General features: G+C 57.3%; 8 protein-coding genes and 2 pseudogenes. 5 read left to right on the top strand and 5 right to left on the bottom strand.

Features of this window, described 5'->3' with window-relative positions; genetic code table 11:
* The 4 genes and pseudogenes from QZ964_RS21450 to QZ964_RS01420 all read left to right on the top strand — a co-directional run.
* Nucleotides 1-359: pseudogene (locus QZ964_RS21450) on the top strand (hypothetical protein); the annotation flags it as partial.
* 1,283 nt (nt 360-1,642) lie between these two features.
* A complete protein-coding gene (locus tag QZ964_RS01430; protein ID WP_292528177.1) occupies nt 1,643-2,473 on the top strand; it encodes a hypothetical protein in 831 nt (276 codons plus the stop codon).
* Between the two features lie 252 nt (nt 2,474-2,725).
* Nucleotides 2,726-3,858 (top strand): IS3 family transposase gene (locus QZ964_RS01425; protein ID WP_292528175.1). Its coding sequence is split into 2 segments (ribosomal slippage): nt 2,726-2,990 and nt 2,990-3,858, totalling 1,134 coding nucleotides; the frame shifts between segments, so codons are not numbered across the junction.
* A gap of 421 nt (nt 3,859-4,279) precedes the next feature.
* Nucleotides 4,280-5,299 carry a sterol desaturase family protein gene (locus tag QZ964_RS01420; protein WP_292528174.1) on the top strand — a complete coding sequence of 340 codons (1,020 nt, stop codon included), beginning with the start codon at nt 4,280-4,282 and terminating at the stop codon, nt 5,297-5,299.
* On the opposite strand, the gene QZ964_RS01415 is transcribed toward QZ964_RS01420, so the two are convergent.
* The 5 genes and pseudogenes from QZ964_RS01415 to QZ964_RS01395 form a co-directional block, all read right to left on the bottom strand.
* A complete protein-coding gene (locus QZ964_RS01415) occupies nt 5,271-5,729 on the bottom strand; it encodes a hypothetical protein (RefSeq protein WP_292528172.1) in 459 nt (152 codons plus the stop codon). The genes QZ964_RS01420 and QZ964_RS01415 overlap by 29 nt on opposite strands.
* A 56-nt stretch (nt 5,730-5,785) precedes the next feature.
* Nucleotides 5,786-6,643, bottom strand: a complete 858-nt coding sequence (locus QZ964_RS01410; protein ID WP_292528171.1) for a hypothetical protein — start codon at nt 6,641-6,643, stop codon at nt 5,786-5,788.
* Nucleotides 6,644-6,848: 205 nt separating this feature from the next.
* Nucleotides 6,849-7,010 (bottom strand): hypothetical protein, encoded by a 162-nt coding sequence (locus tag QZ964_RS01405; RefSeq protein WP_292528169.1) that lies wholly within the window; start codon nt 7,008-7,010, stop codon nt 6,849-6,851.
* A gap of 251 nt (nt 7,011-7,261) precedes the next feature.
* The gene (locus QZ964_RS01400) at nt 7,262-7,714 is read right to left on the bottom strand and encodes a terminase small subunit (RefSeq protein ID WP_367119188.1); all 453 of its coding nucleotides are present in this window, start codon (nt 7,712-7,714) and stop codon (nt 7,262-7,264) included.
* A pseudogene (locus QZ964_RS01395) lies at nt 7,686-7,965 on the bottom strand (DNA cytosine methyltransferase); the annotation flags it as partial. The pseudogene QZ964_RS01395 and the gene QZ964_RS01400, both read right to left, overlap by 29 nt.
* 474 nt (nt 7,966-8,439) lie before the next feature.
* Between QZ964_RS01395 and QZ964_RS01390 the strand changes: the two are divergent.
* On the top strand, nt 8,440-8,910 hold the full coding sequence (locus QZ964_RS01390; RefSeq protein ID WP_292528167.1) for a hypothetical protein: 471 nt from the start codon (nt 8,440-8,442) through the stop codon (nt 8,908-8,910).
* Nucleotides 8,911-8,969 lie beyond the last annotated feature (59 nt).

Here is an 8,969-nt window from a genome sequence, read left to right as displayed (position 1 = left end):
CGCAACAGGCGATCGGCTGCGCAACCCCGACCAGCTCCGCCAATCGCCTGTTGCTACCTCCGCGCCCTCGGGCGTATCAACCACCGAGACTCAACTCGCCGCCGGATGAAAGTTCAGGGGCACGTCAGTGCCGCCGCTACGGGGTGCGTCCGTTCCGTTACCTGCGTCAACAGCGCACGACGATTATGGTGCGCGCGCCGCAACTTTTTTTCGATGCGGTGGTGCGGCAGCAGTTTTCCGAGCTGCATACCGATCTGTGGATATTTTTTGAGCAGACGACGGAGCAGCTCATCAAGAAGGCGGTCTTCTCTGATACGCGTGATGCGGAAACGACCGCCGAGCCGGGCGGATTGTGCTGACGCGAGCGGATCACGCCGCGCTGCATTTTTCTCTCTCGCGTGCGGCTTTCCAGTTCCAGGAAAAAAGTTCGCCGAGCCGATCGTTGATCGTTGCGCCGGACGCGACACGCTTTGCGAAGTTCGGCGCTTTTGCCGCGAATACGGCTTTCGATCGCATAAACCGCCGCGAAGTTGTCGATGACCTCCCTGGCGAAGGGCGATTTCGTCGTTTTGAAAACCGCGACGAACTTGCGCACGCGTGAGCGGTCGGCGAATCTGGCGCAAGGTTGGATGTCGCTTACCTCGCTCGAGCTGCGCGAACTCGTGCATTGCGTGGTCCAGCGCATTAAGGTTGGAGGCGAGCAAATCGACAGCTCGCAGGCCGGAGGTCGATGCTTTGATCCTCTCGGTCGCTGCAAATGTACGCCGAGCCGGAAAGCGGTGTTCGGCTGGTGATCGGCAACGGCCCCGCAAAGAGATCACGACGGCGTTATTGCTTTGATAGTTGAGCGATCGAGACGCGACAGATGTGCTTCGCGGGCGGTGACGATAGCGTCGAGTCGCGTGAGCTGTCTCATCTTGCTCCACAGATCGTGCGCGTCATTCTGCACAGCCCATATCCTGTCGAGCTCACGCCAAGACGGCTCGTGGCGCTTTTTAGAATCTTGCCTACGACTTGGGCACAACGTCAACTCCTTGGCTTTGCGCCGAACTGACGGACTCCCTGCAACAACGCTCGACATGTGACTCGCCGAAAACCGGCGGGAGAGACCCCTGCAGGGTTTTCACTGCCCGAGCCGAGGCGTTTCTGCATCGCCAAAAACATTCATTATTATCAATAACTTATTTGGCTTTGCTAGAGCGAAACGCGTCTAGACAAACCTAGGGGGAAATTACAGGAATTTTGTAAGAGTGGGCCTGAACGCAGCGTTTTGCGACGCTGTAAAGCTATGCAATTCACTGCTTTAACAAGCAAAATTTCCTAAACTGCATTACAGGGAAATATTTCGACGGAATGAAAAGTTGCGGAGTTTGCCAAAAAACAGGGGAATCGGCGGATCTGGCCGATGGCCACCGCCCAACTCTCGGGCCGATCCGCGGCCAGTCGAGACCGAGTTCTTCCGGTGGTGGTTACCGCGAAACCAGAATGCGATTAGGCTAACGAAAACTCGCGAGCTTCTTTCCGAGTCGATTATTTCATTCCATTCGATGGGATGCGGCACATGGCCGACCAGAGCCTCAAAATCGTCTATAGTAGCCGAACTCGACAATGTTACCCGTGACTAAGTCCCGGAAAAGCTGCTATGACGAAGCTCCCGCACGCTAGTAACTCGAATAACGCACCTAACGCACCCATCGACGACGGCTATCCGATCCCTAAACCCTCGTCTGAGCCACCGCTAGAATTAGTGTTGGCGCCAAAGCGCTCTGATGCGAGGTGGCGCTTCGCATATATTAGCGCTTCCGTCGCAGCCGCCCTCATGATCGGCTATCTGTCGGGATCGGGTGCCGGCTTAGATCGTGTGCTCGGATTTCGCGTCGGCACTGAGCAACCCGATCTTTTGCAGACGCCTCCTACCAAATCAAATGTGACGACGGACGCTAGGGACAAGCAAGAAATCGCGCGACTGGCCAACGAGATCGACTCGCTGCGAGCGCAGATCGAACAGGTTCGCCACAGCGCCGACAATCTCCACACTTCAGATCGATTGCGGGCGCTCGAAGCTGCGCGGGAACAAAGCCGCGAAGCTGGCGAAACGAATTCGACCGTAATGGCGAGACTGGACAAGCTCGAAACGCGCCTCGCGCAATTTGAGAACTCCACGTTCGATCGCACGCCAACAAGCGCCTTTTCAAGACCCGAGCCTAGAGCCATTGCCAAGCCCAATGACAATTCTGAAATGAACGCTCACGCCCCAGATCAGAAAAGCGCCAGCTACCCGAAAGCGATCGCTGATTATGCGTTGCACCATGTTGATCGCGGACATGCATTCGTTAAACGTCCAGATGGATTTCTCGAAGAAGTCGCGCCCGGCGATGAACTGCCCGGGGCTGGACGCGTGACCGCCATAGAGCGCCGCAACGACGGATGGATCGTCATGACGACGCAGGGAATCATTATTCAGCGCCGCTAGCGCGTTAAATTACCCAGACGTTTTTCCGTGGAGAGAGGCTCCGCGCGCGCGACACGGGGGACTTGGCGCGCCGAGGCGGCCTGGCGATGGCGCTGACCGAATAGCCAGCCACCGTCATCACGGCGATCTAGCTAGCTAGTCTCCTTCATCGTCGCGATGCGCGAGAGCTGGCCCCGCAAATTCGGACAGTGAGATAAGTGGATTTTCTGCCTGACGGCGGCGAGGATTCTCGCTGCGAATCAGGAGCATTCGATGACGAAGAGGAGCCGCCGGACGCATTCTCCGGCGTTCAAGGCGAAAGTGGCGTTGGCCGCGATCAAGGGCGAGAAGACGCTGGCCGAACTGGCGCAGCAGTTCGACGTGCATCCGAACCAGATCACGACGTGGAAGAGCCAGCTTCTGGAAGGCGCGGCGGGCGTGTTCGGGCAGGAGAAGGCGGAGCCGAAAGAGGCGGCCGTGGATTTGAAGTCGCTTCACGCCAAGATTGGCGAGCTGACCCTGGCCAATGATTTTTTAGAGGGCGCGCTCAGCAAAGCCGGCCTGCTGAGCGCAAAGCGATGATCGATCGCAGCCACGCCTTCCCGATCAAAGAACAAGCCAGGATGCTCGGCCTTTCGCGGAGCACGGTCTATTACAAGTCTCGGCCGGTGTCGGCCGAGGACCTGAAGCTGATGCGGCGTCTCGACGAACTGCATCTCGATTATCCCTTCGCCGGAGCGCGGATGCTGCGGGATCTGTTGCGGCGCGAGGGCGCCGTCGTCGGCCGCCGGCATGTCGCGACGCTGATGAAGCGGATGGGGATCGAGGCGATCTACCGGCGGCCGAATACGAGCAAGCCGGCGGCCGGCCACAAGATCTACCCGTATCTTCTGCGTGGCGTGAAGATCGACCGGCCGGATCATGTCTGGGCGATGGACATCAGCTACATCCCGATGCGGCGCGGATTCGTCTATCTCGCGGCGGTCGTCGACGTGGCGAGCCGCCGCGTCCTTTCGCATCGCGTGTCGATCACGATGGAGGCGGCGTTCTGCGTCGAGGCGCTTGAGGAGGCGCTGGCGAAACACGGCAAGCCCGAGATTTTCAACACGGATCAGGGGAGCCAGTTCACCAGCCTCGACTTCACGAGCGTGCTGCTGGATGCGAAGGTCATGATCAGCATGGACGGCAAGGGCGCCTGGCGCGACAATGTCTTCGTCGAGCGGCTGTGGCGCAGCGTCAAATACGAGGAGGTCTATCTGCGCGCCTACGACACTGTGTCCGAAGCGCGTGCGTCGATTGGCCGGTATCTGACCTTTTACAACGGGCGGCGCCCACACTCATCGCTTGACGGGCGCACGCCCGACGAGGCCTACTTCGGCAAACAGGAAACGGCGATGGCAGCATGACTGTCGCCTTCGGTTTTGTCGCAGCTCTGGTCGGGCTACGCCCTCCCGACGCCGCGACAAAACCGAAACGCCCCGCGTTCAGCAAACCCCGGCAGAGATCCACTTAAAATTCGCGGGGAGCTGTCCAAACAACCGGGGCCAGCTCTCCCTGTTGCTCAATTCGCGCCTGTTGGTTGATGACGTTTGTGTCGGCGCCGCCGCCTTCTGCGGCGACTTGCGAGACTTATTACCACGAACTGAACGCGCTGGAACGCGACTGTTGGGTCTGAGGTAAGGGGGGCTTTTGCTAGTATCGGCGATTTGCAAGGCAAGCAAAGCCGCGCCGCTCGATCAGCATCGGTCAACCAACACGTCTAGCTTTGCCAAATGTTCACGTCTAAACTACGAGCGGGACTAACCACGGCGCGGGTCGCATTACAGAATGAAAGACCTCACTTTGTTTCTCGCTCCCTTCAGCCGATTGGTTGACTTTGGTGATCCGTTCAGTGTGCTATCGATGGTCGCGGCCCTATTCTGCGCCGTTGTCTTTCTTCGGCATTCCATGACCGGGTCGTTACAGGCTCGAGCCTCCGTCATCATCCACAAAGTATTCGCGACTGAGTCGATAGAGTCTCGATCGTTTCGTTTGGATCTGAAGCTTTTTGTCTTCAATAGCGTTATTTTCGCTGCAGCCGCGGCGTGGCTCAATTTTTCAGAGCCGATGTGGCGGGCTTCGACATATGACGCCGTGGCGGCGATCTTAGGCGGTCACGAAGCTGTCGAAAACGGCGCCACTTGGTCAAAAATTCTTATTACGCTCGTCGGATTCCTCGCCGCGGAAGCCGGCTTTTGGCTTGCGCATTGGCTATGTCACGAAATTCCGCTGTTCTGGCGGTTCCATCAACTCCACCATTCTGCCCCAGTGATGACCCCTTTTACGGCGCTACGGCAGCACCCGATCGAAATTATCCTCTTTATCGTTGTCGTTGGTGCATTCGTCGGCACCGGAGAAGCGCTTCTCGTCGCGACCCTGGGAACAAGAGGCGCCGCCATTGACTGTTTTGGAGTGAACGTTTTCCTGTTTCTTTATTTCCTCACGCTACAGCATTTCCGCCACTCGCCTTTATGGATGCCATTGCAAGGGTGGACTGGCTGCTTGCTGCAAAGCCCGGCCCATCATCAGCTCCATCACTCGCGCGCGGAGGCTTCTCAACATAGCAATTTGGGCTTTGCCTTGGCGACGTTCGATTGGTTGTTTGGGACTCTCGAGCTGCCCACGGGGAAACAGGTGACTGCGTTCGGCACAACGCCAGAAGCAGGTCAAATTGACGGCCTTTGGGAGGCTTGTTTTGCCCCAATAACAAGAAAAGATTTGGTGGAACTGATACTTTGTAAAGGAAAATCAGCCCTGTCCTCGATCTTAACCAGGCTGGTCAGGGACCGGACGAATGGGATGCGATAATTGAATCAACAGTGGCCAGTGCGGCGCCGCTATCGATGGCGCATCCAACTGGCACATGGAAGGCGAAGATGTAATTATCGGTTACCTCGCGCGGTTGTAGGGCCAGGTCTAAAAACAGAAGCCGCAACCGCATGACGAATTTTGACGGAAGGTCGGCGAAGTTGCTGTAGAAATGGCGATGATAAACATAGCGGGCGTCCCACTCGGCGAGGGGATAGAAACGCGCCAACAGCTTTTCCGGGCGGGTTTCAGAAAAGGCCGTCGCCGCCAAAACGATCGGTCGCTGACATTGCGGAATCCGAAGACGCAAACTGCCTTTGTTTCGCGCTTCACGCCCTTCCACCAAGAAAGGACCAGCCGTCTGCCCATCGCTTAACATCAGGCGAGAGAGGTCAATGCCGATAGGGTGGTCGGCTGAAAGCCGCAGCACAGGGCCCACCACCACAGCTAAGAGTACGAGCCCCAGAGCTAAGCGCCTTAGGTTCTTCACACGGCACTCTCTCGACGGCACGCGCCCCAATAGAAAAATGCAAGGACAATCAATAGCATTGCTAACGACACAAACGTCGCGCCGTAGCCATTATGCCAAAAAACATATCCGTCGTACGAATACGCCATCAATGTCAAACGCACGGTGTTCAACAGCACAATGGCGGCTAGGCTGAAAGCTAAGCCGCGGAAATGCCAGCCCTGGAATTCCGTGCCCTGTATTTTAACCAGCGACAGCCAGATGAAGGCCGCTGTGATGGTGTTGGCGAACGCCGAACAGCCGGTAAAAACGACAACACCGTGCCCTTGTCCGAGAATCGCATTTCCAACCAGCGAAAAGGAGCCAAAGAGCGACAAAGGAACGTATCCCAACGCGGCCTCGATTGGCAAAAGCCACGGCTCGATGAAGGAAAGCACAACCTTGCCCCAGAGGCTGATCCAGGCAAGACCGATACAGAGTTGGCCGAGCGACGCCAAACGCCGATCATTCCGGCGCAAAAATGAAATTCCGAGAGCGGTGAGCATGACGATGGCCATGCTATGCCAAGGGTGCATTAAGGCGATCGACGAGATCGCAATAGCGATCAAGTGGGCCTTACGCAAAACGCGATCCGATCCGAGCCGAGCTATCGTCACAGCCACAGCGACAAAGCCGATAACCTCGGCTGCGCGAAGGGGTGGAGATTCGTTTCCGTCTCTGGCTATAACGAACGGAAGCCCATAGGCTAGATAAAACACCGTTGCAAAGAATAAAGCGAGCAGGATCCGATCGCCAGGCTCATCCAGCGCTGTGATAAGCTTGCCCATAAAACGGCGCGACGCCGTTTCGAAGCGCGTCGCATAGGAAGTCATCATGCGGTCAGCCCTAACGTCATCAGCGCCCGCGTCGCGTACTCAGTTAGATAAACCGCGCCGCCAGCGAGCAGCATTTCAGCAGGCCCGCTGACGTCAGGGGCGGGGACCACCACTGGCGGTGGACGCGCAACTGCTGGCCCATGATGCTGATCAGAAGCAGACGCCCAGGACAATCTTGGAGATCATAACCACCTCCGTCAGATAATCAGCGCCCGCGCCGTTTGATCAGGTAGACCGCGCCTACGGCCAGCAGCATCCCAACCACGCCGCCGCCCACTTCAGGAGCCGGCACCGATGGCGTTAATCCTGCCGCAGCAGGCCCAACGAGGCCAATAAAAAGCAGCGCACCCCAAAGAATCTGTGTCATTAGCCCGCTCCTAGTTTGCAAGGATTGCAATTCCATTATGCCGTAGTTTTCGTGATTCCACTGTTACCGAGGGGACACACTTTCCAAGATTCGCCGTTTTGGCATCAAAGGTGGACAAAACTCCCAAGCCCAGTTTGTTGAGACGGTAGCTGTCAGCTTATCTGAGCTCCACGTAAAGCATCCACTATCGGCCCCATTCTGTAGAATCATTCCCGCAGCATTGATCCCCGCCATCGTCATTTCGAGCCCGCTCATTCAGACTTCTCCTCCAGCGCCCGCAGTCCCTTCTCCCAAGCGAAGGCGAGCCGCCTGGCGGCCTCCAGCGGAGATAGCTCGACGGTTTCAATCGGCCCGCCGTCTTTGCCCGACATCTCAACTTTGGTCGGGAACATGCTGAGATGACGGCCCAAATCGACCAGAGCGGCGCGTTTGTCACAGAGCTTGAATTTCACCCGCCGCACGTCGCGCTTGTCCTCGCCGCGGCCTTCCGTGAAATCCTCGACCGTCACTTCTTGCAGAGCGGCGGCGTGCTCGCGCGTCAGCCGCGAGAAATCGAGATAGGGATCGCCGGCAGCATTTGGGCGCATGTAGTCGGCCATGTTCGCGAAGCCGATCTTGGCCAGCTCGGCGACAATCTTTTCGACCGTCACTTCGGCCTTGGCCGCTCCACGCTCAAGTTCCGGATCGCTCGCCCTTGAGACCAGCTCCGCCCGCCGGCCAACGACAAATCCTGGCTGGGAAACGATCCCCAGACCAAATCAGCGCATCCCCATAGTTCAGTTGCGCTGACTTTCCGCACGTCATCGACCTGCAGCTCTCCACCAGTCCCCCAGTTCGCCTGATAGGAGAGCCCTTTTTTCTGATCGAAGTCGTTCGCGAACAGGCAGGTCCATCGTGGGCCGAGCCCAGCGCGCGCCATACCGCCTCCCGCAAAAAACTCGTAGAAATTAGGCATGCCGCTTCCGTTCGATGCTTTGCCGACTGACTTCAACCTCGCGGGCGAGTTTTTCTTCTATGGCCTCGGCGATCCACGTATTCCGTGAAACGTTTCCTGGGCGCGCGCTGCGCGCCTCGTCGATGGCGTCAAACATCGACGGACACAGACGGAGGTTGATGCGATCGACGGATCGGACGGCAGCTGGCTTTTGCGAATCAGTCATGCCTCAAGGCTGGTGCCTATTTGGCGCCATGTCCAGAATGTTCGTTTTACGTTCTGCCTGGCGCCCGAGTCTTCCCCGCGGATATTTATCCTAGATTTTTCAGTCGTCCCGGCGTGAATTGCTCCTTTCGCTGCTAACGCCTTCAGAGAGGCGCACAATGTGTTGGGTTCCTCGCTCATTCCCTGGCGAAATTCACCGCGAATTAAATGTGGCGGATATTGCCGACGTATCAGAGCAGCAGCTTGAGCAAGCGGACGAGGAAGGAGCGCTTGCCGGTAATCGCTTCAATTTCGATATGCGCGGGTTCTCCTGGCAGGACGTACGCCGCGCTCGAAGCAGAGCTCGCCGTCATCAATCGGCTCAAGTCCGCCGAAGACCTCGAAGCAGAGCTTGCAGATTTTGAGGAGCTGCAAGCAATCTCATTTGACGACGAACCGGCGCTGTGGGGCCTTGATGTCGGTGTCGCCGCCGCGACGATCGCGCTATCGGCGTATGGCGCTACTCCCGTCTCAAGCTGCAATGCTGGCACCTTCGGCGATCAACACCAGGCACAACATCCCTATGTCGCCTTTTTCCTGCCAAAGGCCCTGGCTCAGGAAATTTTGCTTTGCGCCGAAGAGAGCAATGTTGGTCTCCTATGTGATGGAAATGGAATCAGCCAAATCTATGGCCAAGGAGAAATGGATCTTATCAGTTTTGCCAAGACCGCGTGGGAGAGATTCCACAGTCCCGATAACTGATCATTTTCAAATCTTCGCAAACGCTCGCCTCAACTCCGACCTGTGTTAGCTTTGCGCCT

Origin of the sequence: Methylocystis sp. (assembly GCF_021731785.1) — a bacterium.
GTDB lineage: Bacteria > Pseudomonadota > Alphaproteobacteria > Rhizobiales > Beijerinckiaceae > Methylocystis.
Note: the sequence above shows the minus strand (reverse complement) of the source record. Positions and strands in the feature narration are given on the sequence as shown.

What these genes read in the sequence shown, in the direction of transcription:
- QZ964_RS01420 (WP_292528174.1), top strand. Translation starts at nt 4,280, where the DNA reads ATGAAAGACCTCACTTTGTTTCTCGCTCCCTTCAGCCGATTGGTTGAC.
- QZ964_RS01430 (WP_292528177.1), top strand. Translation starts at nt 1,643, where the DNA reads ATGACGAAGCTCCCGCACGCTAGTAACTCGAATAACGCACCTAACGCA.
- QZ964_RS01410 (WP_292528171.1), bottom strand. Translation starts at nt 6,643, where the DNA reads ATGATGACTTCCTATGCGACGCGCTTCGAAACGGCGTCGCGCCGTTTT.
- QZ964_RS01405 (WP_292528169.1), bottom strand. Translation starts at nt 7,010, where the DNA reads ATGACACAGATTCTTTGGGGTGCGCTGCTTTTTATTGGCCTCGTTGGG.